Origin of the sequence: Flavobacterium chungbukense, from assembly GCF_020805785.1 — a bacterium.
Taxonomy (GTDB): Bacteria; Bacteroidota; Bacteroidia; order Flavobacteriales; family Flavobacteriaceae; genus Flavobacterium; species Flavobacterium chungbukense.
Window position 1 is genome coordinate 694,675 of the sequence record NZ_JAJGZV010000002.1, and the last position, 24,042, is coordinate 718,716.

Below are 24,042 nucleotides of genomic sequence, written 5' to 3' on the forward strand. Positions count from 1 at the left end.
AATCCTATTTTTTGGCTTTAAAATTTTGCAAATATAAGATTTAATAGCTCTTGCACGAAGCAAAAATGTTCAATAATATAATTTTAAAGATATTCTTGAAAATTTTTAAAGATTTTATTAAATTTTTGTTAAAAAACATTACTTTTATAAAACTAATCAACAAAAAACAAACCAAAAAACCAATTACCATGAAAAAGATTGCATTATTATTATTTCTGTTGCATTCAGCATTTATTTTTGCACAGAAAGATGTTTCGGGTTTTGTAAAAGACAAAACCGGCGCACCGCTTCCAGGAGTTAATGTTTTAGAAAAAGGAACCAACAACGGAGTTTCTACTGATTTTGAAGGAAGTTTTAGAATAAAAGTAAAAGATGGTGCAACATTAATTTTTAGCTATGTTGGGTTTTCGACAATTAAAAAAGTAGTTTCTGGAGATAAGATAGACGTTACTTTAGCCGATGGTGATGGTCAGGTTTTAAACGATGTTGTTGTCGTTGGTTCTAGAAACGCAAAGCGAACCGTTGTCAATTCAGCCGTTCCGATCGATGTGATCAACGTAAAAGATGTTACAACTCAAAGTGGAAAAATTGAGATCAATCAATTGTTACAATATGTAGCGCCTTCATTTAATGCAAACAAACAATCGGGTTCTGATGGTGCCGATCACGTTGATCCAGCTTCTCTAAGAGGTATGGGACCAGACCAAACTTTGGTTTTAATTAACGGAAAAAGAAGACATCAATCCTCACTAATCAATTTATTCGGAACACGCGGACGCGGAAATACAGGAACCGACTTAAATGCCATTCCTGCAGCATCTATTAAAAGAATTGAAATTTTGCGCGATGGCGCCGCAGCTCAATACGGTTCTGACGCTATTGCTGGAGTTATCAATATCGTAACAAATGATAGTGTAGATGAATTTACGGGATCTATAACTTATGGAGCATTTAATACTGATGCCAAAGGAGATTTTCCTGAAGGAACGGCTAACACAAAAGGGTATAGACTAGATCAAAAAGGTTTTGGAAACTCGTTTGGAAAAAATCAGGATTTTGATGGCGGTTCTGTAAAAGTTGCAGCCAATTACGGAACTAAAATCGGGAATAATGGTGGATATGTAAATGTTACGGGAGAATTCTTAAATAAAAACAAAACTCTAAGACCTGGTTTTGATTTTAGAAAAGGATTTGGGGAAGCAGAAATTCAAGGAATTAATTTGTTTGTAAATCTTGCTATTCCTATTTCAGAAAAAACACAATTTTATGCTTTTGGAGGAAGTAATTTTAGAGATACTGACGCTTATGCCTTTACCAGAAATGATGGAGAAAGAGTTGTAGAAGCCATCTATCCAGGTGGATTTACTCCTAGAATCACTTCAAAAATTAATGATAACTCGATTGCTGCCGGAATTAGAACAGAAACTTCTGGAGGCTGGAAATGGGATTTTAGTAATACCTTAGGTAAAAATAAATTTCATTATAATATAAAAGGAACGCTTAACGCTTCTCTAGAAGAAAATTCTCCAACAGAATTTGATGCTGGCGGTCACAGTTTGCTTCAGAACACAACCAATCTGGATGTTTCTAAAAATTATGGAGATATTCTTGGCGGACTAAATATTGCATTTGGAACTGAATTCAGAGTAGAACAATTTGAAATTTTTGCTGGCGAAGTGGGTTCTTATGCAACTTACGATACTAATGGAGTTCCAATTACAGATCCGACAACACAAAGCGCTCCAATTGACCCAATTTCTGGAGAACCAAGACCAGGCGGATCTCAAGGTTTTCCTGGATACAGCCCTGCAAACGAAGTAAATAAAAGCCGTACCAACTTCTCTTTATATACAGATGCAGAATTAGATGTTACGGAATCATGGATGGTAAGTGCTGCTGTTCGTTATGAAAACTACAATGATTTTGGAAGTACTGTAAATGGTAAATTTGCTTCGAGGCTTAAATTAACAGACAAAATTAATTTAAGAGGTTCTGTAAGTACAGGTTTTCGTGCGCCTTCTTTAGCACAGATTTACTATAATTTACGTTTTACAAACTTTAGTTCAGGCGGCGCAACAGAAGTTTTGCTTGCTTCGAATGATAGTCCAGTTACTAGAGCATTTGGAATCAATAAGTTAAACGAAGAAAAAGCAGTAAATGCTTCTCTAGGATTTACGGCATCTCTTGGCGATTTTACAGCAACTGTTGACGGTTATTTGATTAATGTAAAAGACAGAATTGTATTAACCGGTTATTTCGATGCAACAGCTTTAGGAATGAATGTCGACAAAGCACAGTTTTTCGTAAATGGTGTAGATACTAAAACAACCGGACTGGATATCGTTTTAGCTTGGAAAAAAACTTTTGGTAGCAACAGAGTTGAAGCAACTCTTGTTGGTAACATCAACGACATGAAAATTGACAAAATCAAAAATGGTGATCTAGACGAAAAAACTTTCTTTGGAGAACGAGACAGAGCTTTCTTATTAGCTTCAGCTCCACCAAACAAATTCGGTTTAAACCTAAATTATGCTAGAAAATGGTTTGATGCCGGATTATCATTTACTAGATTCAGCGAAGTAAAACTACTAGATTATCAAATGAGTGATTTAACTCCTGAAGATTTTAGAACTTCACCAACACAAACAGAAGGAGAATTATACGCAATTCAGAAACAGGCTGCTACAGACACTTACGGTGCTAAAATTGTAACAGATTTAACTTTAGGGTTTAAACTTTCTAAATCAACTAAAATAACCGTTGGGGCAAATAACTTGCTAAACATATATCCTGACCAGCAAGACGACTGGGTTGAAGCAGGTGGTTATTGGGATGCTGTACAAATGGGATTCAACGGCGCTTACTATTATGCAAGACTTGGATTTAATTTTTAAGTATAAAAAAGGGCTACGACTTCGCTCAGCCTGATAAACATAAATATTAGTAGTATCAACTGATTTATGTCTTCCTGAGCAAAGTCAAAGGACACGCAAGAAGCTCCATAACGAGAATCTCCAATCTATAAGTAGACTCCTTTTAACTTAATAGAACTAAAAACAAAAAATCCTGAACAATTAAGTTCAGGATTTTTTTTTCTATTTATATTTAATTACAATTTATATTCTAAAGAAGCAATAATCGCTTTTTCTTCATCTGTAGCCGTAAAACCTGAAGTGTCCCAATAATTGGTAAGGATTTTATTCTTTTTATTAAAAAGTGATTTTTCTTTAAAAACATCACTTTCCTTATAGGTAAAATTCTGTCTATTAAAGCCGGTAGTCACAAAACTATTTCTTACCTGAATGTTTTTGGTTTTATCTTTGAGAATAATATCATATCCAATTTCTTCATTAGAACTCAGCACATAATACTCTTTTCCATCCCATCTGTAATTTACTTTAACAAAAGACTTTGTAATGTTTCGAGAACCAATTTTAGTCTGATCTTCCATTTTATCAAGATTAGCAGGCGTTACAGAAACAGTAAACTCCAAAATTAGCTTCTTTTCAGGATCATAAATAATTTCAAAATTATCTATAGCTTCTTTCGCTTTATCCAGCGGACTTACAGACATTATATAAATTCCCTTATTAGTTGGATGCCCTTTGGTTGTAAAATCATATTGCTTCTTTGCCTTGGTATCTAATAAAGGTTCAAAGTATTTAAAATTCGAATAATTTTCCATTATATTATTCAAATTATATCCCTTTAAATCAGCACTAATATCAGTTTCCAGCAATCCGTAAGAACGATTTTGTTCTACTAATAAAGTAGTCGTATTGTTTTTATTGAATTGAAAATTAACCAATCCGTCATTATAATAAGAATATTGATTATCGAGCATAAAGAATTCACGAACGTAAACTTTTAACCGATACGGAAAATTTAATTTCTGCTTAGAATTCGAAACTATTTTTTGAAGTATTTTTTGAGGATTCTGTTGTGATACAACAACTTCGTCAAGATTTTCTTTTTTGTTTTTAATGTAAACTACAAATTCGTTTTCTTTTAAAACTGCCCATCGAAGTGTTACTTCTTCATAATTCATTTCTGAAACTTGCACATTCGACCCTCCGCTTAAAACAAAAGTGACTTTACCATCTTCATTCGCCAATAAAACTTGTTTGGTTTTTAAAACAACTACTGTTGCATTTTCTATTGGCTGTAAGGTTTCGATGTCTTTTACCAAGATAGAATACTCCGTTTCTTGAGAAAAAACGTTCATAGTAGATAATACGACAAATAAAAGTAGCAATTTCCTCATAGGCGTTGTCAATTTTTTAACTAAAGTATTACTTTTTTATCAATAAACTAACACTAAATTAATAATTCATTATATATCAACAAACTAACTTTGATTATTTTTTTATTTAATGCAAAAAAAAATCCTGAGCTCACACTCAGGATTATATTTAAAATACCAGAAATACTTACTCTCCGTGTAGGAAAGATTGTCTTTCTAATAAAGTTTCTTCATCTTCTACATGCTCATCGTCTGGAACACAACAGTCAACCGGACAAACGGCAGCACATTGAGGTTCGTCATGAAAACCTTTACATTCTGTACATTTTCCTGGTACAATATAATAGATTTCATCAGAAATTGGAGTTTGCGCATCATCTGCATCAACTTCAGTTCCGTCAGGTAAAACTATTTTTCCAGAAAGACTTGTACCGTCTTTATATCTCCAGTCATCAGCTCCTTCATATATTGCTGTATTTGGGCACTCTGGTTCGCAAGCCCCACAGTTGATGCATTCGTCGGTTATAATAATTGCCATCGTTTTTTAGTCTTAAAGTTTACAAAGTCATAAAATCTAAAGTCATAAAGTTTGAAAGCAAAAGTATTTAAAGTCTTTTCGACTTTGGACTTTCAACTTTGGACTTTTGTCTTTCGACTTAATTATGCTTATTTTTGTGCAAAATTACAATCAAAACAATTCATAAACAAACATTATGACATTAGAAACAAAAAAAAGTGTTTTTGTTGAATTAGGAAAATTTTTAAGTCAATTTTCTGAAGGAGCTTCTGCCAGAAAATCTGACGTCTTATATAATGATATCTTTTTTGATGATTTCGAAAATCTGATACATTTATCACAATCACATAATGGCTGGTATACTCCTGAACAAGTGTATTTTTCGATACAATCTTGGGCAGAAGCCTTAACAAAAGAAAATATTGATAAATGGCTTTCGACTTATAAAATTGATGAAAACAACGATAATTCTAAAACGGTTGCCTTAATTTTAGCGGGAAATATTCCTTTAGTTGGCTTCCATGATTTTTTATCCGTTTTAATAACAGGCAACAAAGCTTTAATCAAAACTTCATCAAACGATCAGCACTTACTGCCGTTTTTAGCTAAATACCTAATTGCTGTTGATGAAACTTTTAAAGATAAAATCACTTTCGTTGAAGGAAAATTAGAAAATTTTGACGCTGTAATCGCCACCGGAAGTAATAATACAGCTCGTTATTTTGAATATTATTTTAAAGACAAACCTTCTATTATTCGAAAAAACAGAAATTCGGCTGCGATTTTAACTGGGAAAGAAACCAATGAAGAATTGGAAAATCTTGGTGAAGATATATTTAGATATTTTGGTTTAGGATGCCGAAATGTTTCTAAACTTTTTGTTCCTAAAGGCTATTCTTTTGACACTTTTTTTCAGGCAATTTTCAAATATCAGGATGTCATTCATTATGAGAAATACGCTAACAATTATGACTATAATAAAGCTGTATTTTTGATGAGTAATTTTAAGTTATTAGACAACGGATTTCTTACTTTAAAAGAAGACGCAAGCTACGCCTCGCCTATCTCAAGCGTTTTTTACGAATACTACGAAAGCCTTGAAGAATTAGAAAAACGCCTACAGGCAGATTCTGATCAAATTCAATGCATTGTTAGCCATAATTTAATCCAAGACAGCATTACATTCGGAGAAACACAAAAACCGCAATTGTGGGATTACGCAGATAATGTCGATACTATAACGTTTTTGTTAACAACAAAGTAATAAATTGTTTAATTATTTCGAATATTTTAACGCTTTTTCGGCTCTTATTGCCGAAATTTGCGTCTTTAAAATTTTCGACTATTAACAACAACCATGAAAAAACACAACTACAGCGCAGGACCAAGTATTTTACCTCAGGAAGTTTTTGAGAAGGCATCAAAAGCAATTTTAAATTTTAATGATTCAGGATTATCTATTCTTGAAATCTCGCACCGAAGCAAAGATTTCGTTGCAGTTATGGAGGAAGCTCGTTCCCTTGCTTTAGAATTATTAGGACTTCAAGGAAAAGGTTATCAGGCTTTATTTTTACAAGGCGGTGCAAGTACAGCATTCTTAATGGCACCTTATAATTTATTAAAAGAAAACGGAAAAGCAGCTTATTTAGATTCAGGTACGTGGGCAACTGCAGCAATCAAAGAAGCTAAACTTTTTGGAGAAACTGTTGTTGTAGCTTCTTCAAAAGAAGACAATTATTCACATATTCCAAAAGGTTACGAAATACCAGCAGATGCTGATTATTTTCACTGTACAAGTAACAATACAATCTTTGGAACTCAATTAAAAGATTTCCCAGCAACTAATATTCCCGTTGTATGCGATATGAGTTCAGATATTTTTTCTCGTGAATTAGATTTCTCTAAATTTGATTTAATCTATGCTGGAGCTCAAAAAAATATGGGACCTGCTGGAACTACTCTTGTTGTAGTTAAAGAAGAAATCTTAGGCAAAAACGGAAGAACAATTCCAAGTATGTTAGATTACGCTAAACATATTAAAGCAGAAAGTATGTACAATACTCCGCCTGTTTTCTCTGTTTACGTTTCTCTTTTAACTTTACAATGGATTAAAGAAAAAGGTGGAATCGCTGCTGTTGAAAAATTAAACAACGCTAAAGCAGAATTACTTTATGCTGAAATCGACAGAAACCCATTATTCAAAGGAGCTGCTGCAGTAGAAGATCGTTCTAACATGAATGTAACTTTCTTACTAAACAACCCAGATCATACAGAAACTTTTGATGCTTTATGGAAAGCAGCAAACATTTCTGGATTACCAGGACACCGTTCTGTTGGTGGTTACAGAGCTTCTATCTACAACGCTATGCCAATTGAAAGTGTTCAGGTATTAGTTGATGTAATGAAAGCATTGGAAAGTAAAGTTTAGTTTTTTTTCGGTTAATCGTTAATTTGCTTAACTGTTTAATCGTCAAAAAATACTTCCTTTAAAAATATCAAAAAAGAAAAATCAAATAGCTGGTTTATCGATTAAACATTTAAACGATTGACCAAATAAACAATAAATACAATGAAAGTATTAGCAAATGATGGAATTTCTAAAAGTGGAATTCTAGCCTTAGAAAAAGGTGGATTTGAAGTTATAACTACAAAAGTAGCTCAAGAACAAGTAGCTAACTTTATTAATGAAAATAATGTTGACGTAATTTTAGTTCGTAGTGCTACTAAAGTTCGTAAAGATATTATCGACGCTTGTCCTGGCATCAAAATCATCGGTCGTGGTGGTGTTGGTATGGATAATATCGATGTTGATTATGCTAAAAGCAAAGGAATTCATGTAATCAATACTCCTGCTTCATCTTCAGAATCTGTTGCTGAATTGGTATTTGGACACTTATTTTCTGGTGTTCGTTTTTTACATGATTCTAACAGAAACATGCCTCTTGAAGGAGATTCAAACTTTGACGGTTTGAAAAAAGCGTACGCTAACGGAACTGAATTAAGAGGTAAAACTCTTGGTATTGTTGGTATTGGACGTATCGGGCAAGCAACTGCAAAAATGGCTCTTGGTTTAGGAATGAAAGTTATCGCTGCTGACAGTTTTATTCCAGAAGTAGATGTAAAAGTTGAGTTTTTTGACGGACAATCTATTACAACTAAAATTGTTTCTCAATCTTTAGAGTCTTTATTCAAAGAAGCTGATTTTATCACCTTACACGTTCCTGCTCAAAACGGTTACATCATCGGAGAAAAAGAATTCGAAATCTTAAAAGATGGCGTTGGAATCGTAAACTGTGCACGTGGAGGAGTTATTGATGAAGTAGCTTTAGTAAAAGCTTTAGATTCAGGAAAAGTGGCTTTTGCAGGTTTAGACGTTTTCGAAAGCGAGCCAAAACCAGAAATGGCAATTTTAATGCATTCTAAAATTTCATTGACTCCACACATCGGAGCTGCAACTGGAGAAGCACAAGACAGAATTGGAACTGAATTAGCATCACAAATCATTACTTTATTGAGCTAATTAACTATAATTAAAATACTTAGAAGGGATTTATTAACACAGTTTAATAAATCCCTTTCTTTTTTTGTTTAAATTTGAGTTCTAATCTAAATCCTAAAAATCATGTTTGAACAATTAACCCAATTAGTACAACAATATGGAGGCGATGCAGTAGTAAACAATTCTGCTGTTCCAAACGAACACAATGAAGCCGTAATTGGCGAAACCAGCAATTCTATTTTTGAAGGATTAAAAAAAATCGTTTCTGAAGGCGGAACAGATCAAATTGCTGGATTATTTAACGGAAACTCACCTATCGACAGCTCAAACCCTGTTGTACAGCAAATTCAAAAGCAATTAAGCGGTAATCTTGGTCAAAAATTCGGTTTAAGCAGTGCAGATTCAAACGGTGTTGCATCCAGTTTGATTCCGCAAATTTTAGGTTCTTTGGTCAACAAAGCAAAAGATCCTAATGACGGTAGTTTTCAAATCTCAGATATTATCAATTCGATCTCAGGAAATAGCGGGCAAGCTTCTGGAATAATGGATACCATTTCGAAATACGGAATGCAATTCGGATTAGACCAGAACAACGACGGAAAAGTTGATGTTGCTGATGTTTTAGTAGTAACTAAAACTAAAGGCGGCATAGCTGGATTTATCGGGAAATTGTTTGGAAGTAAATAAAGGTTCTGAGGTTCTGAGGTTCTGAGATACTAAGATTCTGAGATTCTAAGACACTAAGATCTTAAGCAAAATAGTAAAAGCTGTTTATTTACATAAACAGCTTTTTTATATAAAAAAACTCAGAACCTTAGTGTCTTAGAACCTTAGTACCTTTTAAAAAAAATTTCGTAAATTTAAATCATGAAAAAATGCATTTCCATATTAATTGTTTTAGGAACAATAATTGCCTGCTCAACGACTTCGCAAAATATTGCGAGTAATGACAATGTTTCCAAAACAAAGCAAGGCGATACGATTAGAATTGCAAACGATTCATTGGAATACGAAGTTATTATTATTGACAACGGATTTAACTATTGGTTAAGTTCAATGGCTCTACCGCGAAATTATCACACCTTGTCTTTCCTCGAAAACAAAAACTATCAATACGTTACAGAATGGAATAATCGAGTTTTACAGCCAAATCGATATAGTCCAAATTTATACGAAATGAGGATTGATTATCAGCCGCAAATTCATTACGGTTACGAGGTAAATTACTTAATTTACAACTACATGATTTATTTTCAAAATACTTACAAACAAAAGCTCGCAGGCTATGTGCCATTACGATAATGTTAGTATATTTGTAATGGTTATAAATAAATAATGGACAAACTAAAAAAACGTTGGGGAATCACTTCCAACCTACAAGCCATAATCATACTAATTGTTTTTGCCATCACCGGATCGGCATCTGCATGGATTTCTAGACCTTTTTGTGACTGGGTTGGAATTCACAAAGAAGATTTAGGCGTTGTTTGGTTTACCCTAATCCGTTTGTTGATTATTCTTCCTGTTTATCAGGTTTTATTAGTTGCCATTGGAACTCTTTTTGGACAATTTCGTTTCTTCTGGAATTTCGAAAAGAAAATGCTAAAAAGAATGGGACTTGGCTTCCTATTTAAAGACTAATTTCTTCAATTTCACTCTTTTTTAAATTATAGGATCCGTTCTGGTTAAGATTATTACTTAATCATGATTTTTCGTTTATTTTATTCTATTAAAATTTAAAAATTTCCACTTTCAAAACTTTTGTTACATTTTGTGATCAGAATAATTTCCTTTATTCATCAAATATAAACATCGTAAATATTTTAGATTAAAAATAAATATTACATTTTTTTAATCTAAAAATTATAACAAAACAGCAACCAGAACAGGATGGTGCAGGATAGTTTTATTTTAAGTAATAACAAACTTTACAATAGTTAAAGACAAATTAACTCTTGAAAATCAAACCTTTGAGAGTTTTTATTTCTCTAACTAAATCTCTTACTAACCAAACCACAATTTGAAATGCTGAAAAACTACTTAAAACTCTCCGTAATGGCGACTATGATTTGTCTCATTACGCCGAAAACAAAGATTTTTGCCCAAAATCCGATTGTAAAAATTGACTTTGACCAGTCAGGAAGACCTAAAGCAGAAGTTAACGATCCTGATTATAGCACTTGGGTTGTAGCTTCTGGAAATACAAGCACTTATAACGAAAATGGAGTAACCTTTACCGTTACGCGTGTAGGAAGTAATGGAGACGCCTTAGGAACTAATTGGTACAAAGCTGGTATTCAAGCTCCTTATTATGCAAGATTGGTGAGCGATGGACTTACTGTAAAAGGAACAACAGCTAATTTAGGTGCCCAAATCGAACTCAAAATAAGCGGTTTAACCACAGGAGAACATACTTTCTTGGCTTTCTTCAATGCAGTTGACAGTCCATCGGGAAATAATTTTAGTCCGATTGATATTTCAATAAATGGAAATTTGGTTGTAGATAATTTGATTCCAACTGTTAGAGCGCTTAAAACCGCCGATGCAAAATCTGTTTATCTAAAATTTCAAGCCACTACAGGAACCGATGTTGTAATATTAATGGCAGCAGAAACTTCAGGAACAGAAAACATTAAAAATATCATGTTTAATGGTTTTGAATTGAACACGCCAAACATTTTCTATCAAGCGACAAATCCAAATCCAAAACAAAATGATGAACATGTTGAATTAGTCTCTGGAGGTAAATTATTACAATGGACAGCCGCTGCTAATGCTGTTTCGCATAATGTTTATTTTGGAACAGATCAAGCAGCAGTAAACGCAGCGACAACTTCTTCTCCCGAATTTAAAGGCAACCAAGCCCTAGCCAATAATTCTTATCAATTAAACGGATTATACACCGGAGCAACTTACTTTTGGCGCATCGATGAAGTTTTAGCAAATGGAGTTGAAAAAGGAAACGTATGGCGTTTTCGTCCTGCACAACTTGCATTTCCAGACGCTGAGGGTTACGGTCGTTTTGCCAGAGGAGGACGCGGAGGAAAAGTAGTCGTTGTGACCAATTTGGACGATAGCGGGCCAGGAAGTTTCCGCGAAGCCGTTACCAACGATATCGGACCAAGAACAATTGTTTTCAATACTTCTGGAATTATCCAATTGCAATCTCGTTTGGTTCTAAGTCAGCCATACGTTACTATTGCGGGTCAAACTGCTCCTGGAAAAGGAATCTGTATCCGTTCTGCCCCTTTTGGCGTTACTGGAAATGATGCTGTTGTTCAAAACCTTAGAGTTAGAATTGGCGCTGGACCTACTTTCGACGGAATGGGATTAACGGGTGCTGACAATAGTATTATTGATCATTGTTCTATCAGCTGGACAATTGACGAGTCTTTTAGCTCTAGATCTGGAAAAAACATCACCTTACAAAAAACACTTATTTCTGAAGCATTAAATGCTGCAAATCACCAAAATTATCCTGCTGGAACAGAACACGGTTATGCAGCAACAATCGGAGGCGATATCGGAAGTTTTCACCATAATTTACTCGCACACTGTTATGGGCGTAATTGGAGTCTTGGTGGTGGTTTAGACGGAAGCGGTGCCTATGCCGGAAAAATGGACATCACCAATAATGTAGTTTACAACTGGGGAGGCCGAACAACTGATGGCGGTACTAAAGAAGTAAATTTTGTCAATAATTACTACAAACCAGGCGCTGGCTCTAAAATTTTTACTGCGTTTAACCAACAAAATGAAGGAGCAGGAACAGGAACACAGCAATGTTATTTTAGCGGAAATGTAATGCCAGGATATTTTGACGAAAGCAATCAAACTGCTGGAAGAAAAGCTTCTGGAGTAGCCATAACATTTGAAAATTTTGTAAGCACACCCTTTTTTCCTTCTTATGTAACGACACAATCTGCCAAAAATGCCTACAAAATTGTCCTTTCAGATGTTGGATGTACGCAGCCAGTATTTGATGATCATGATCAAAGAATTATTAATGAAACCTTAAACGGGACTTATTCTGCTGTTGGAAGCGTAACAGGTAAACCTGGGTTTCCGGACAAAGAATCTGATGTTGGTGGTTTTGAAGTGTATCCAATAGTGAACAGAGCTGCAAACTGGGATAGTGATTTAGATGGACTTCCAAATTGGTGGGAAACTCTAATTGGCACAAACTTAAACTCTGCCATTGGCGATTTTTCAGATGCAAATGCCGATACTGACTTAGACGGTTATACAAATTTAGACAAATATCTACAATGGATGTCGCTTCCGCATTACGAATCGGCTGATGGAAAAAAAATAGATATTAATATTCAGAAATTATCGCAAGGATTTACTAGCGGAGTTTCCTATTCCGTTTCAAATATTGTAAATGGCGGCGCTGTATTAAACTCAAATATTGTAGCCTTTACTCCTGCATCAAACGGACTATGTTCTTTTGAATTTACAGTAACAGATTCTGAAGGCGGTACAATGAAAAGAAAAGTAAACATAATTAGCGGACAAAGCATCAATCTAGCAACAGCAGAAATTAGCAAAGAGATTAAAAACAACTCATTTAATGTTTGGCCAGTTCCAAGCAATGGAGCTTTCTCTGTATTTATTGATAATGAAGAATCAGAAGTTTCAGATCTTAAAATATATGATATTTCTGGAAAAGAATTATTAATGCAAAAAATCAGAGGAAATACGGCAGAAACAATTCAGTTGCATTCTAAAGGAGTTTTTCTAATTAAAGTAATCGATCCGCAGACTAAAAAAACACAGTACACTAAAAAGATAATTGTACAATAAAAAACAAACAAAAAGGACGGTTTAAGACCGTCCTTTTTTATTTTTTCTGAAAGAAATAAGTATAAATCCAAGTCAAAGTAAATGATGGAATTATATCTGTAAAGGGCAATATTTCTTCAACAAAAGTCAAAACACTAGCAACCTTCCCTACTCTTCCCTTGTACATTCTAGTCATTAAAAAAGCTGCAATTGGCGCCCAGATTACATCTGAAAATTCACCAAGAAGCGGAATGGAAAAAGAAATCATTCCAATTCCATCCAAAACTAATCCTATCAGTAGTTTTGATATCTTATCATCTTCTACAACATTCAAATCCTGCATCTTACATTTGTTTTTAGTTCATCTAAATTAAAAATAATCTTTCAAATTGCATTATTTCTTTTTTCAATTTAATTTCTAAATTCCCATACCAATAAATATGCCGATTAGTAATTTTAGATTTTAGATTTTAGATTTCAGATTTTAGGCTCCAGACTTTTGACTTTTGACTTTTGACTTTCCACAATTTGGAATTTAAATTTTGTAATTTGATATTGACTATAAACTTCGTTTCTTTGTAAAAACAGTTTCACTACATGATACACGCAAAAAACATACATAAATTCTACGATAAACTTGAAATTTTAAAAGGAGTTGATTTACATATTAAAAAGGGCGAAATTGTTTCTATAGTTGGTGCTTCGGGTGCCGGAAAAACAACTTTATTACAGATTTTAGGTACTTTAGACAAACCCGATCATAATCCAGATTCTTCTTTAACCATTAATGGAAGAAACATTCTTGAATTACAGAACATTCAAAATAAAAGTTCAAAAAAAGAAAGAACTTTTAAAATCATTACTTGGACAGGTTCTCTTTATATCCTATTTCTGGTTGCTTACTTATTATTTTTCAGAACAAAAATCTTTGATGACACCCTTAGATTAGTGATCAGTACAGCTATTTTTTTACCAATACTTTCAATGGTTTTTTATTACAACAGCTATTTTAAAAAGAAAAGCAAACAAGACAAAGTGTTATCTGATTTTAGAAACTTAAATCTTGGCTTTATTTTTCAATTTCATCAGCTCTTACCTGAATTTACAGCATTAGAAAATGTTTGCATTCCTGCTCATATTGCTGGCAAAAAACCATCTGAAACAGAAAAAGAAGCAGTAAGACTACTTACTTATCTCGGACTTTCGCACAGAATTAATCATAAACCTAGTGAACTTTCCGGAGGAGAACAGCAGCGTGTTGCGGTCGCAAGAGCTCTAATCAACAAACCAGATGTTATTTTTGCAGACGAACCTTCTGGAAATTTGGATACTCATTCTGCAGAAAACCTTCACCAATTGTTTTTTCAGCTTCGAGACGAATTTGGACAAACTTTCGTAATTGTAACACATAACGAAGAATTGGCAAATATGGCAGATAGAAAATTAATAATGGTTGACGGCCAAATTAGCAATTAGGATAATCAGGAGCTATTCCTGCTGTCCGCTATATTCCCGATGAACAAAAACTACGGCTAAAAAGTCTTGTTTTTCTAAATCGCGAGATGCCGCTCCCACCAGGCCTAGGAGAGTTGAATAAACAAGAACATTTCATTGTAATATGAACAAATCAGAACTTAAAGATTTTCTTGATGAGAAAGTCATTCAATATAATAATCAGGATTTTATAGAAAGTGATCCCGTTCAGATTCCGCATCTTTTTACTCAAAAAGAAGACATTGAAATTGCTGGATTTTTGAGTGCATCGATTGCTTGGGGAAACCGTAAAATGATCATTAAGAACTCGCATAAAATGATGGAATTGATGGGCAATACTCCTTACGATTTCGTAATGTCACATTCTGAAGAAGATTTAGCCAGACTAGAAACTTTTGTACATCGCACTTTTAACGGACATGATTTTGCCGGTTTTATAAAGGGTTTGCAACACATTTATAAAAACCACAACGGACTAGAGGCCGTTTTTGCAAAAAATCAAGAAAAAGACAGTTTGCAGAAAAGTATTAGCGAATTCAAAAAAATATTTTTCGAAACCGATCATCTGCCTCGAACTCAAAAACACATTTCAGATCCTTTAAACAATTCTGCTGCAAAAAGAATTAACATGTACCTGCGTTGGATGGTTCGCCAAGACGTAAAAGGAGTCGATTTAGGAATTTGGAAAAGTATTTCACCTTCTGCTCTTTCTTGTCCGCTTGACGTTCATTCTGGAAATGTTGCCCGTAAACTTGAAATCCTTTCAAGAAAGCAGAATGATGCAAAAGCGCTATTAGAATTAGACGCCAAATTAAGAGAAATGGATGCACAAGATCCTGTAAAATACGATTTTGCACTTTTTGGCTTAGGTGTTTTTGAAGGGTTTTAAATTTTTAAATTACAGACTTTATTTGCATTGTATGCTGTCAGGCTGAGCGATCCCGAAACTTCGGGAGAAGTCCTCGCTTCAAGTGGCAAGTACTCTTCTCCCGAAGTTTCGGGATCGTTCAAAGAGACAAATGGGCATCTAAAATTATAAATTCAACAAAAAATCATCATTTTAACGTACATTTGCACAAAATTTAAAGCAAATGAGCACTTTCGAAAAATTTAATCTTCCAAAATCTGTACAAAAAGCAATAGATGATTTAGGATTTACTACACCAACTTCTATTCAGGAAAAATCATTTTCTGTGATTACTTCTGGACGCGATATGATGGGAATTGCTCAAACCGGAACAGGTAAAACTTTTGCTTATTTATTACCGCTTCTTAAATTATATAAATTCACCAATACCAATACACCAAAAATTGTAATCCTAGTTCCAACTCGCGAATTAGTCGTTCAGGTTGTGGACGAAGTTGAAAAACTGACTAAATACATGTCTGTTAAAACTTTAGGAATTTATGGTGGTGTAAACATTAATACACAAAAAAAAGCAGTTTACGAAGGAGTTGATATTTTGGTAGGAACTCCAGGAAGAACGATGGACTTAGCTTTAGATGCCGTAGTCCGTTTTGACGAAACTCAAAAATTGGTTATTGATGAATTTGACGAAATGCTGAATTTAGGTTTCCGTCCGCAATTGACAGCACTTTTGGCGATGATGAAACCGAAACGTCAAAATATCTTATTTTCGGCAACCATGACCGACGAAGTAGATACAATTTTAAATGATTATTTTGATTTTCCTGAAGAAGTTACTTTGGCCGCCTCAGGAACTCCGTTAGAAAAAATTACTCAGATTACGTATAATGTTCCTAACTTTAATACTAAAGTAAATCTATTAAAACATTTATTAGAAACAGACGAAAGCATCGAACGCGTTCTGATTTTTGTGAATAATAAAAAGATCTCAGATATGCTTCATACTCGTATTGAAGAATTATTTGAAGGTCAATTTGGGGTTATTCACTCCAATAAATCTCAAAATTACCGTTTGAGTACAATGGCAGAATTTCAGGAAGGAAATCTTCGCGGTTTAATTACAACAGACGTAATGGCGAGAGGTTTGGACATTTCCAATATTTCTCACGTTATCAACTTCGAACTTCCAGAAATGCCTGAGCTTTATATGCACAGAATTGGTCGTACAGGTCGTGCAGATGCAACTGGAACAGCAATTAGCTTTGTAACGCCTCGAGAAGAAGAATTCAAAATCGAAACTGAAGTTTTAATGAATCAGGAACTAAAAATCGCTGATTTCCCTGAAGAAGTTGAAATTTCAGAAAAATTAATCGAACCTGAGAAAGACAAATTACCAAGAAAGTTTTTAATGAAAAAAGTGAAACTTGATGGTGATGGCGCTTTTCATGAAAAGTCTAAAAAGAACCAAAAAGTCAATTTAGGCGGACCTTCAAAAACCAAAAAGAAAACACATGGTTCTGTCAACCGAAATATGTTGAAGACTAGAGATAAAAAAAGAAAAGACGGGAATAAGTAGGTCTTTTTTTTGAGATGCTAAGATTCTAAGGGGCTAAGGTTCTAAGTTTTTTTTACCGCAAATAAAAAGGGTAAAGATTCATTTTGAATCTTTACCCTTTTTATTTTATAAGTTTTGAACTCAATTTCTTAGTATCTTAGTATCTTAGAACCTTAGCAACTTAGAACCTCTCTTTAAATTTTCGTAAAAACCAATCCAACTGGCGAACATAATTCGATTCTTTTTCCAGTATCTTCGATTTTGCCCGTTGCGATATTTCTTTTAAAAATTACTATGTCATTCGTATATTGATGCCCCACTAAAAGGTAATTTCCAGTTGGATCGATGGCGAAATCTCTTGGTCCTTTACCCAAAGTACTCTGCTGTTCTACCAATTCGATTTTTCCATCTTTTAAGATTTTATAAACTGAAATTGCATTTGCATCTACACGATCCGAAACGTACAAAAATTTCCCATCTGGCGAAATTTTGATTGCTGCAGCGCCGGTTCCGCCTTTAAAACCTTTCGGTAAAATACTCGTTTCTGCAATTACTTTTAAATTTCCTGTTTTATCGTAGCTAAAAGTGGTCAAAGTTCCATCCAATTCCTGAACTAAATAAACAAATTTACCATCTTTACTAAAAGTTAAATGTCTCGGTCCGCTTGCTGGTTTTACATCAACAGTTCCTTTTAATGTTAACATTTCATTTTTAGAATCTGGATTGTATTTATAAATAAAAACTTTATCCAAACCTAAATCATTTGATAGCACGAATTTTTTATCTGGCGAAAAAACAACCATATGTACGTGTGCTTTTTCCTGACGAGCCGCGTTGGGACCTTTTCCTTCGTGCTGAATTAATTGTTGCACTTCTGTAATGCTTCCGTCTGCTTTTTTCTTAAAAACAACGATATTCCCACCTGAATAATTAGCAACTATTACATTTTTATCATCGTTAATCAAATGACAAGGATCTGCACCCAATGCATCATTGCTATTCAAAAACTTTAATTTTCCTGAAGCCGAATCGTACCCAAAAGAACTAACAGCACTTTGACTGCCGTTTTCATTTACTGCATATACAAATTTATTGTCTGCAGAAACCGATAAATAACTTGGACTAATTACATTTTCTGAAGAATTTTTCAATTTAAAATCGCCAGAAGATGCATCAAATTCATAAACATAAATTCCGTTGCTTTGACAAGTATTTGTGTAAGTTCCAACTAATAAATTGAATTTATTTTGAGCTTTTACCGCGGTTAATGATAAAGCTGAAAATAATACTAGATATATTTTTTTCATAGTTTGTTTTTTTGAATCAGCTAAAATAAGCAATAATATCGTTTTGAAACAGTTTCTATGTTACAAAAGAAATTACATAATTTGCATTTTTTTTAACTACATAAGTCATATGAGTTCATTTTAGCAATTAGAATTTAACTTATAATCCTTATCAGAACGTATTACTTCCCTTTTGCATTAATCAGCATAATATTTAAAATCTCTTACATGAACTTATATGGTTTGAAATAATTTTTAATTCGTATTTTTGACGAGCATCTTCGCGAAAAACAAAACGTAGTGAAGTAAATCGAAGCCAGAATGCATTTTAAACATCCCGAAATTCTATACTTTCTGTTTTTATTGATCGTTCCAATTTTGGTTCACTTATTTCAATTAAGACGTTTTAAAACTTCCTATTTTACCAATGTCCGATTTTTAAAAGAACTTTCCATTCAAACCCGTAAAAGTTCAAAAATCAAAAAAAGACTTTTATTAGCTACTCGTTTATTATTGCTCACTTTTACCATTTTAGCTTTTGCTCAGCCATTTTTTGAAGCAGCAGACAGCAAAAATGCATCAAATGAAATGTATATTGTTTTGGATAATTCCTTTAGTATGCAGGCAAAAGGAAAAAAAGGTGAATTATTAAAAAGAGCCGTTCAGGAATTACTAGAAAACACTCCCGAAAACACCCAATTTTCGCTTTTAACAAACACAGACAATTTCTGGAATACCGACATTAAATCATCAAAAAGTGCTTTACAAAATTTAAAGTACAGCGCAACTTCTTTTGATCTTTCTGCTATAACAGCTAAAATTAAAGCACACAAATCGGCTCATAAAAAAGACATTGTGATTATTACCGATGCAGTTGGTTTAAAAGAGGCAGCTATTGCAAATGTAGATTTCGAAGAAAAACCATACTTTATAATACCAGCAGCAGAGCAGAAAAACAACGTTTCGATCGACAGCGTATACATCAATCAGACTTTAGAAAACTTCTACGAAATTGGCATAAATCTTTCTGCCTATGGCGAAGATTTCAAACCTGTTTCGACTGCTTTATACAATCAAAACAAACTGATTGCCAAGACGATTGTCAATTTTGACACCAAGAAAAAGAAAATCAATTTTACGATTCCAAAAGAAGCTTTTCATGGATATGTTTCTATTGAAGATAATGGTTTAGCGTATGATAATAAGCTGTTTTTTAGTATTTCTAAAAACAAAAAAACAAATATAATTAGCATTGGCGAACCCGAAAAAAGCAATTTTCTATCGAGAATATATACTTCTGGCGAATTTAATTATCATAATTATTCCATCAGTTCTTTAGATTATAATAGTTTAGAAAAACAAAATACTATTATCTTAAACGAGCTAGCTGAAATTCCACAGGCTTTGCAAACCACCTTGAAAGCTTTTGTTTCAAAAGGCGGAAATCTAGTTGTAATTCCATCGGAGAAAACATCCGTTTCTAATTTAAACGCTTTTTTAAGTGGTTTTGGAAAAATTCAGTTTGGAAATCTAGAATCCAACAGCAAACTAATTACTAAAATTAATTTCGATCATCCTTTGTTTTCAGGAGTTTTTGAGAATAAAATAACGAATTTTCAATATCCAAAAGTAAACAGTTCATTTTCAGTTTCGAGTTCATATCCAGCTGTGCTTTCGTTTGAAGATCAAACAGCTTTTGTAACTGCTGTTCAAAATCAGGTTTCTGGAATAACGGTTTTTACGGCTCCGATAAATAGCACAAATTCTAATTTTCAGCAATCGCCTTTAATTGTTCCTTTATTTTATAAAATTGGGCAATTCAATCAAAAAACTGGAGTAAATGCATTGACAATTGGAAATAATCAGCCCTATTTTGTGGATGTTTTACTGACTAAAGATGCCATTTTAGAAGTAAAAGGAAACGATGATTCTTTTATTCCAATTCAGCAGATATTAAATAATAAAGTCAAATTAACTTTTAATGATTTTCCGGAAACTGCTGGAAATTATAGCGTTTTTGATAAAAAAGAATGGATTGAAAATATCAGTTTTAATTACAAAAGAACAGAAAGCGATTTAAGTCAGGTAAACACAAATGTGGTTTCAGATTTTAAAACTGCCGATACGATTTCTACCATTTTTAATACCTTACAAACAGAGCGAACAGACAGCCAAATTTGGAAATGGTTTGTTATCTTTGCACTGTTATTTTTAGCATTAGAAATGGCAATTATAAAATTTGTGAAGTAAAAATAAACACATAGAAACATAGTTTTTAAAACTTAAAAAGGCGTTTCACTAATTAAAATTCACATAGCTATGTGTAAATGATGTGTCATTTATTTTACCTCAGACAAAAAATAAAAAATCTATGTTTCTATGTGTTTAAAAAATAAAACTTTCAATTAAAATAAATATATCTACATATGAAAATAATCATCAAAAGCGCCAAAATTATCGACTCCAAAAGTCCGTTTCACAATCAGACCGTTGATCTTTTAATTGCAGATGGTTTAATAGAAAAAATAGGCGTTTCTCTTCCAAACGATAATGCAGAAGTTATACGATTTGATGATCTGCACGTTTCTCAAGGCTGGTTTGACAGCAGTGTTTCACTTGGAGAACCGGGTTATGAGGACAGAGAAACCATTGCAAACGGATTGAATGTTGCAGCAAAAAGCGGTTTTACAGCAATTGCTTTACAGCCCAATTCTTTGCCAATCATTGACAATCAGTCTCAGGTTAATTTTGTAAAAAACAAAGCAAATGGTTCTGCAACAGAAATTTTCCCAATTGGTGCTTTAACAAAAGCCAGCGAAGGAAAAGATATGGCTGAACTTTTTGATATGAAAAATTCTGGCGCCGTCGCTTTTGGAGATTACAACAAAAGTATCGACAATGCTAATATCCTAAAAATTGCTTTACAATATGTACAGGATTTTGATGGTCTGGTAATTGCATACTCGCAAGATCCAAATATTAAAGGAAATGGAGTTGCAAACGAAGGAATTGTTTCGACAAGATTAGGTTTGAAAGGAATTCCGAATTTAGCTGAAGAACTGCAAATTTCAAGAAACTTATTTTTGTTAGAGTATACCGGAGGAAAACTTCATATTCCAACTATTTCTACAGCAAAATCAGTTGAATTAATTAGAGAAGCTAAAGCTAAAGGTTTACACGTAACTTGTAGCGCAACTGTGCATCACTTAGTTTTAACGGATGAAAAATTAGATGGTTTTGATACCAGATTTAAAGTAACTCCACCATTGCGTACAGAAGTCGACAGACAGGCTCTATTAAATGGAGTTGCTGACGGAACAATCGATATGATTACTTCTGACCATAATCCTATTGATATCGAATTTAAAAAAATGGAATTTGATACAGCAAAAAACGGAACTATTGGTTTAGAAAGTGCATTTGGAGCGTTAATGACCGTTTTACCTGTAGAAACTATTGTAGCAAAATTAACTGCTGCGAGAGTTGTTTTCGGTCTTGAAGGCAGCACAATAGAAGAAGGTGCAAAAGCCAACTTTACACTTTTTAATCCAGAGCACAAATCAACTTTTACGAAAGAAAACATTCTTTCCAAATCTAAAAATTCTGCTTTCTTAGGAACTGAAATAAAAGGTTCTGTTTACGGAATTTTTAATCAAAATCAACTTGTTACAAAATAATACAATGAAGAATACAATTGAAGAAGGAAAATCGATCGCAATTACCAGTTACATTTTAATTATTGGTGTTTTGATTGCAATGTCTATGAATTCTGAAAACAAAAATAGTTTTGCCTCTTTTCATATTCGTCAAGCTTTAGGATTATCTCTGACTTTTATTTCTTTCGGAGCTATTATCAGCAATTTTGACAGTTTTTTTATCACTTTCCCGATGTGGATCTGTATTTCAATTCTTTGGACTTTCGGTATTTTTAATGCTATTCAAGGTCAAATGAAACCAATTCCTTTAGTTGGAGAATTGTTTCAGAAATGGTTTCGTAAAATTGGATAAATTTTAAAATTCCAATTTAAAAAATCCCAAATTCCAAATTCAAATTTCAAAGTTTGAAATTCACAATTCACAACTAAAAATTTACAATTAAAAAAATGAATCTATCTTTAGAATATAAAATACAAGAACCTAAAGTAATTTTAGATAAAAATCCATTATTACTTTTACTGCACGGATACGGAAGTAACGAAGCTGATTTATTCTCATTTGCCTCTGAACTTCCAGACAATTATTATATCATTTCTGCTAGAGCGCCATATGATTTACAATATGGAAGTTATGCTTGGTATGCGATTAATTTTGATGCCGATCAGAATAAGTTTTCAGATAACGAACAAGCAAAATCTTCACGTGATATAATTGCTTCTTTTATTGATGAATTGGTTGCTAATTATCCAATTGATGCTAAAAACGTAACTTTAATCGGATTTAGTCAAGGTTCTATTTTAAGTTATGCAACAGCACTTTCTTATCCAGAAAAAATTCAAAGAGTTGTAGCAATGAGTGGTTATTTTAATGAAGAAATTATCAAAGATGGTTTTGAAAACAACGACTTTAAAAACCTAAAAATATTTGCATCGCACGGAACTGTAGATCAAGTTATTCCGATTGAGTGGGCCAGAAAAACTCCAGCAATTTTAGAAAAACTAAATATTCCTGTTACTTACAAAGAATATCCTGTTGGTCACGGCGTTGCTCCGCAGAATTTCTTTGATTTTAAGAATTGGCTGGCTTTGTAAGTTTTCAGTCGCAGTCTCAGTTTTCAGTTTGTGTGAATTTGAAAACTGAGACTGCGACTGAATAATCTAAACTTTATTGCCCTACATAAAGAATCTTCTCCCCTTTTTTCAAAACATATCCTTTCCAAGGAATTAACTGCCAATCGCCATTAACCCAAGAGTCGCCTTCCGATTTTCTTTCTAAAATAATAGACTCTTTTTGAGTATCTAAGAAAAGTTCTGCTTTATTTCCCTCAAAAATTACGTAAGATGCAGTTGTATACGTTTTGCCATCATCAGAATGCGACAGCTTAGTTCCTTCAAAAATTCGAATACATTCTTTTTTCAGCGTTGACCAAGTGTATCCAGCCGAAGCTTTACAACCATGAGAATCAGCATCTCCACCCACCACAACTTCTTTTTTGGGTTCTTCAGGAGTTTTACTTACATTTTCTTGAGAAACTTTTTTAGCACAAGAAAACGCACTTGCAATAATCAAAAACAAAAACATCTTTTTCATAATCCTATTAATTTAAAGGTCAAAAAAAATAGGATTTTAAAATCCTATTTTTGATATAACCAAGTTTGATTTACTTCAAAGGTAATATTATCATCGTTATCAACAAAGTATTTTAACAAGACTTCTCCCCATAATTCTCCATTACTGTAATCTGCAATGATCCATCTATGGTTTAAAATTTTCACTTTATTTATAACAAATTTTGTTGGCCCAATTTGATCTTGGCCTGTATAAGGATTTCCTTTTGGATCTGAATTAAAATCTAACAATTTTTCTGTTACAACTGGAATCAGTTTTTCGTATAAAATAACTTTCCCTCCAGAAGCAGTATTATCGAAGTAATTTTGTGCATTTTCGTTATGTTCTAAAGAAAAATAATCAGCTTCAGCTAATTTTGTTTTTACTAAATTGATACTGTCTCTTAGTTTCTTAGTTGTCTTATCATATCTATTCTGAGCAAATTTTACTTCTCCACTATAAAATGCATATGTAAACACATTCATTAAAACAGCCAGAATAAAAAGATAAAGCATTAAGGATTTTTTCAT

The 24,042-nt window shown here is 33.3% G+C and carries 20 protein-coding genes and 2 pseudogenes; 16 read left to right on the plus strand and 6 right to left on the minus strand.

Translation table 11 applies throughout. The features are described from left to right. The first annotated feature begins 188 nt into the window (after positions 1–188). Positions 189–2,894 carry a TonB-dependent receptor gene (locus LL966_RS08330; RefSeq protein ID WP_229352370.1) on the plus strand — a complete coding sequence of 902 codons (2,706 nt, stop codon included), beginning with the start codon at positions 189–191 and terminating at the stop codon, positions 2,892–2,894. A 215-nt stretch (positions 2,895–3,109) separates the two neighbouring features. Here LL966_RS08330 and LL966_RS08335 read toward each other — a convergent pair whose 3' ends face one another. Next, on the minus strand, positions 3,110–4,264 hold the full coding sequence (locus tag LL966_RS08335; protein ID WP_229352371.1) for a carboxypeptidase-like regulatory domain-containing protein: 1,155 nt from the start codon (positions 4,262–4,264) through the stop codon (positions 3,110–3,112). Positions 4,265–4,430: 166 nt separating this feature from the next. Then, positions 4,431–4,781, minus strand: a complete 351-nt coding sequence (locus LL966_RS08340) for a 4Fe-4S dicluster domain-containing protein (RefSeq protein WP_229352372.1) — start codon at positions 4,779–4,781, stop codon at positions 4,431–4,433. A gap of 175 nt (positions 4,782–4,956) precedes the next feature. On the opposite strand from LL966_RS08340, the gene LL966_RS08345 reads away from it, so the two are divergent. From LL966_RS08345 to LL966_RS08375, 7 genes are all read left to right on the plus strand, one after another. Beyond that, positions 4,957–6,024 carry an acyl-CoA reductase gene (locus LL966_RS08345; protein ID WP_229352373.1) on the plus strand — a complete coding sequence of 356 codons (1,068 nt, stop codon included), beginning with the start codon at positions 4,957–4,959 and terminating at the stop codon, positions 6,022–6,024. Between the two features lie 93 nt (positions 6,025–6,117). After that, complete coding sequence (gene serC, locus LL966_RS08350) at positions 6,118–7,188, plus strand: 3-phosphoserine/phosphohydroxythreonine transaminase (RefSeq protein ID WP_229352374.1); 1,071 nt, start codon at positions 6,118–6,120, stop codon at positions 7,186–7,188. 141 nt (positions 7,189–7,329) lie between these two features. Beyond that, complete coding sequence (locus LL966_RS08355) at positions 7,330–8,280, plus strand: D-2-hydroxyacid dehydrogenase (protein WP_229352376.1); 951 nt, start codon at positions 7,330–7,332, stop codon at positions 8,278–8,280. 102 nt (positions 8,281–8,382) lie between these two features. Continuing rightward, the gene (locus LL966_RS08360) at positions 8,383–8,946 is read left to right on the plus strand and encodes a DUF937 domain-containing protein (protein ID WP_229352377.1); all 564 of its coding nucleotides are present in this window, start codon (positions 8,383–8,385) and stop codon (positions 8,944–8,946) included. Positions 8,947–9,126: 180 nt separating this feature from the next. Further along, positions 9,127–9,561 (plus strand): DUF6146 family protein, encoded by a 435-nt coding sequence (locus tag LL966_RS08365; protein WP_229352379.1) that lies wholly within the window; start codon positions 9,127–9,129, stop codon positions 9,559–9,561. A 33-nt stretch (positions 9,562–9,594) separates the two neighbouring features. After that, positions 9,595–9,900, plus strand: a complete 306-nt coding sequence (locus LL966_RS08370) for a DUF6787 family protein (RefSeq protein ID WP_229352381.1) — start codon at positions 9,595–9,597, stop codon at positions 9,898–9,900. Positions 9,901–10,284: 384 nt separating this feature from the next. Further along, a complete protein-coding gene (locus LL966_RS08375; protein ID WP_229352382.1) occupies positions 10,285–13,065 on the plus strand; it encodes a T9SS type A sorting domain-containing protein in 2,781 nt (926 codons plus the stop codon). 37 nt (positions 13,066–13,102) lie between these two features. Here the strand turns inward: LL966_RS08375 and LL966_RS08380 are convergent, their stop codons facing one another. Further along, positions 13,103–13,387 (minus strand): hypothetical protein, encoded by a 285-nt coding sequence (locus LL966_RS08380; protein WP_229352383.1) that lies wholly within the window; start codon positions 13,385–13,387, stop codon positions 13,103–13,105. A gap of 254 nt (positions 13,388–13,641) precedes the next feature. Between LL966_RS08380 and LL966_RS22790 the strand changes: the two are divergent. The 4 genes and pseudogenes from LL966_RS22790 to LL966_RS08395 form a co-directional block, all read left to right on the plus strand. Further along, positions 13,642–13,854: pseudogene (locus LL966_RS22790) on the plus strand (ATP-binding cassette domain-containing protein); the annotation flags it as partial. Positions 13,855–14,070: 216 nt separating this feature from the next. Beyond that, positions 14,071–14,520 (plus strand): annotated as a pseudogene (locus tag LL966_RS22795) (ABC transporter ATP-binding protein); the annotation flags it as partial. Positions 14,521–14,662: 142 nt separating this feature from the next. Next, on the plus strand, positions 14,663–15,427 hold the full coding sequence (locus LL966_RS08390; protein WP_229352385.1) for a TIGR02757 family protein: 765 nt from the start codon (positions 14,663–14,665) through the stop codon (positions 15,425–15,427). A 202-nt stretch (positions 15,428–15,629) separates the two neighbouring features. Beyond that, positions 15,630–16,982, plus strand: coding sequence for a DEAD/DEAH box helicase (locus LL966_RS08395; RefSeq protein WP_229352386.1), 1,353 nt, complete (start codon positions 15,630–15,632; stop codon positions 16,980–16,982). Positions 16,983–17,155: 173 nt separating this feature from the next. Here LL966_RS08395 and LL966_RS08400 read toward each other — a convergent pair whose 3' ends face one another. Further along, positions 17,156–18,268, minus strand: a complete 1,113-nt coding sequence (locus tag LL966_RS08400; RefSeq protein ID WP_229352387.1) for a lactonase family protein — start codon at positions 18,266–18,268, stop codon at positions 17,156–17,158. Positions 18,269–18,568: 300 nt separating this feature from the next. Here LL966_RS08400 and LL966_RS08405 point away from each other — a divergent pair, with 300 nt between their 5' ends. The 4 genes from LL966_RS08405 to LL966_RS08420 all read left to right on the plus strand — a co-directional run bounded on the left by LL966_RS08405 (position 18,569) and on the right by LL966_RS08420 (position 22,995). Then, positions 18,569–20,497, plus strand: coding sequence for a vWA domain-containing protein (locus tag LL966_RS08405; protein ID WP_229352388.1), 1,929 nt, complete (start codon positions 18,569–18,571; stop codon positions 20,495–20,497). Between the two features lie 176 nt (positions 20,498–20,673). Further along, complete coding sequence (locus LL966_RS08410; protein ID WP_229352390.1) at positions 20,674–21,924, plus strand: dihydroorotase; 1,251 nt, start codon at positions 20,674–20,676, stop codon at positions 21,922–21,924. Positions 21,925–21,928: 4 nt separating this feature from the next. Further along, on the plus strand, positions 21,929–22,255 hold the full coding sequence (locus tag LL966_RS08415; RefSeq protein WP_229352392.1) for a hypothetical protein: 327 nt from the start codon (positions 21,929–21,931) through the stop codon (positions 22,253–22,255). Between the two features lie 95 nt (positions 22,256–22,350). Continuing rightward, positions 22,351–22,995, plus strand: coding sequence for an alpha/beta hydrolase (locus LL966_RS08420; protein WP_229352395.1), 645 nt, complete (start codon positions 22,351–22,353; stop codon positions 22,993–22,995). Between the two features lie 73 nt (positions 22,996–23,068). Here LL966_RS08420 and LL966_RS08425 read toward each other — a convergent pair whose 3' ends face one another. Both LL966_RS08425 and LL966_RS08430 read right to left on the minus strand, forming a co-directional pair. Further along, positions 23,069–23,494: a hypothetical protein gene (locus LL966_RS08425; RefSeq protein WP_229352397.1), complete on the minus strand. Its 426-nt coding sequence runs from the start codon at positions 23,492–23,494 to the stop codon at positions 23,069–23,071. A 44-nt stretch (positions 23,495–23,538) separates the two neighbouring features. Continuing rightward, on the minus strand, positions 23,539–24,042 hold the full coding sequence (locus LL966_RS08430) for a hypothetical protein (protein WP_229352398.1): 504 nt from the start codon (positions 24,040–24,042) through the stop codon (positions 23,539–23,541).

What these genes read in the sequence shown, in the direction of transcription:
- LL966_RS08420 (WP_229352395.1), top strand. Translation starts at nt 22,351, where the DNA reads ATGAATCTATCTTTAGAATATAAAATACAAGAACCTAAAGTAATTTTA.
- LL966_RS08375 (WP_229352382.1), top strand. Translation starts at nt 10,285, where the DNA reads ATGCTGAAAAACTACTTAAAACTCTCCGTAATGGCGACTATGATTTGT.
- LL966_RS08430 (WP_229352398.1), bottom strand. Translation starts at nt 24,042, where the DNA reads ATGAAAAAATCCTTAATGCTTTATCTTTTTATTCTGGCTGTTTTAATG.
- LL966_RS08360 (WP_229352377.1), top strand. Translation starts at nt 8,383, where the DNA reads ATGTTTGAACAATTAACCCAATTAGTACAACAATATGGAGGCGATGCA.
- LL966_RS08395 (WP_229352386.1), top strand. Translation starts at nt 15,630, where the DNA reads ATGAGCACTTTCGAAAAATTTAATCTTCCAAAATCTGTACAAAAAGCA.
- LL966_RS08365 (WP_229352379.1), top strand. Translation starts at nt 9,127, where the DNA reads ATGAAAAAATGCATTTCCATATTAATTGTTTTAGGAACAATAATTGCC.
- LL966_RS08425 (WP_229352397.1), bottom strand. Translation starts at nt 23,494, where the DNA reads ATGAAAAAGATGTTTTTGTTTTTGATTATTGCAAGTGCGTTTTCTTGT.
- LL966_RS08380 (WP_229352383.1), bottom strand. Translation starts at nt 13,387, where the DNA reads ATGCAGGATTTGAATGTTGTAGAAGATGATAAGATATCAAAACTACTG.
- LL966_RS08355 (WP_229352376.1), top strand. Translation starts at nt 7,330, where the DNA reads ATGAAAGTATTAGCAAATGATGGAATTTCTAAAAGTGGAATTCTAGCC.
- LL966_RS08410 (WP_229352390.1), top strand. Translation starts at nt 20,674, where the DNA reads ATGAAAATAATCATCAAAAGCGCCAAAATTATCGACTCCAAAAGTCCG.
- LL966_RS08330 (WP_229352370.1), top strand. Translation starts at nt 189, where the DNA reads ATGAAAAAGATTGCATTATTATTATTTCTGTTGCATTCAGCATTTATT.
- LL966_RS08400 (WP_229352387.1), bottom strand. Translation starts at nt 18,268, where the DNA reads ATGAAAAAAATATATCTAGTATTATTTTCAGCTTTATCATTAACCGCG.
- LL966_RS08415 (WP_229352392.1), top strand. Translation starts at nt 21,929, where the DNA reads ATGAAGAATACAATTGAAGAAGGAAAATCGATCGCAATTACCAGTTAC.
- serC (WP_229352374.1), top strand. Translation starts at nt 6,118, where the DNA reads ATGAAAAAACACAACTACAGCGCAGGACCAAGTATTTTACCTCAGGAA.
- LL966_RS08405 (WP_229352388.1), top strand. Translation starts at nt 18,569, where the DNA reads ATGCATTTTAAACATCCCGAAATTCTATACTTTCTGTTTTTATTGATC.
- LL966_RS08370 (WP_229352381.1), top strand. Translation starts at nt 9,595, where the DNA reads ATGGACAAACTAAAAAAACGTTGGGGAATCACTTCCAACCTACAAGCC.
- LL966_RS08390 (WP_229352385.1), top strand. Translation starts at nt 14,663, where the DNA reads ATGAACAAATCAGAACTTAAAGATTTTCTTGATGAGAAAGTCATTCAA.
- LL966_RS08335 (WP_229352371.1), bottom strand. Translation starts at nt 4,264, where the DNA reads ATGAGGAAATTGCTACTTTTATTTGTCGTATTATCTACTATGAACGTT.
- LL966_RS08345 (WP_229352373.1), top strand. Translation starts at nt 4,957, where the DNA reads ATGACATTAGAAACAAAAAAAAGTGTTTTTGTTGAATTAGGAAAATTT.
- LL966_RS08340 (WP_229352372.1), bottom strand. Translation starts at nt 4,781, where the DNA reads ATGGCAATTATTATAACCGACGAATGCATCAACTGTGGGGCTTGCGAA.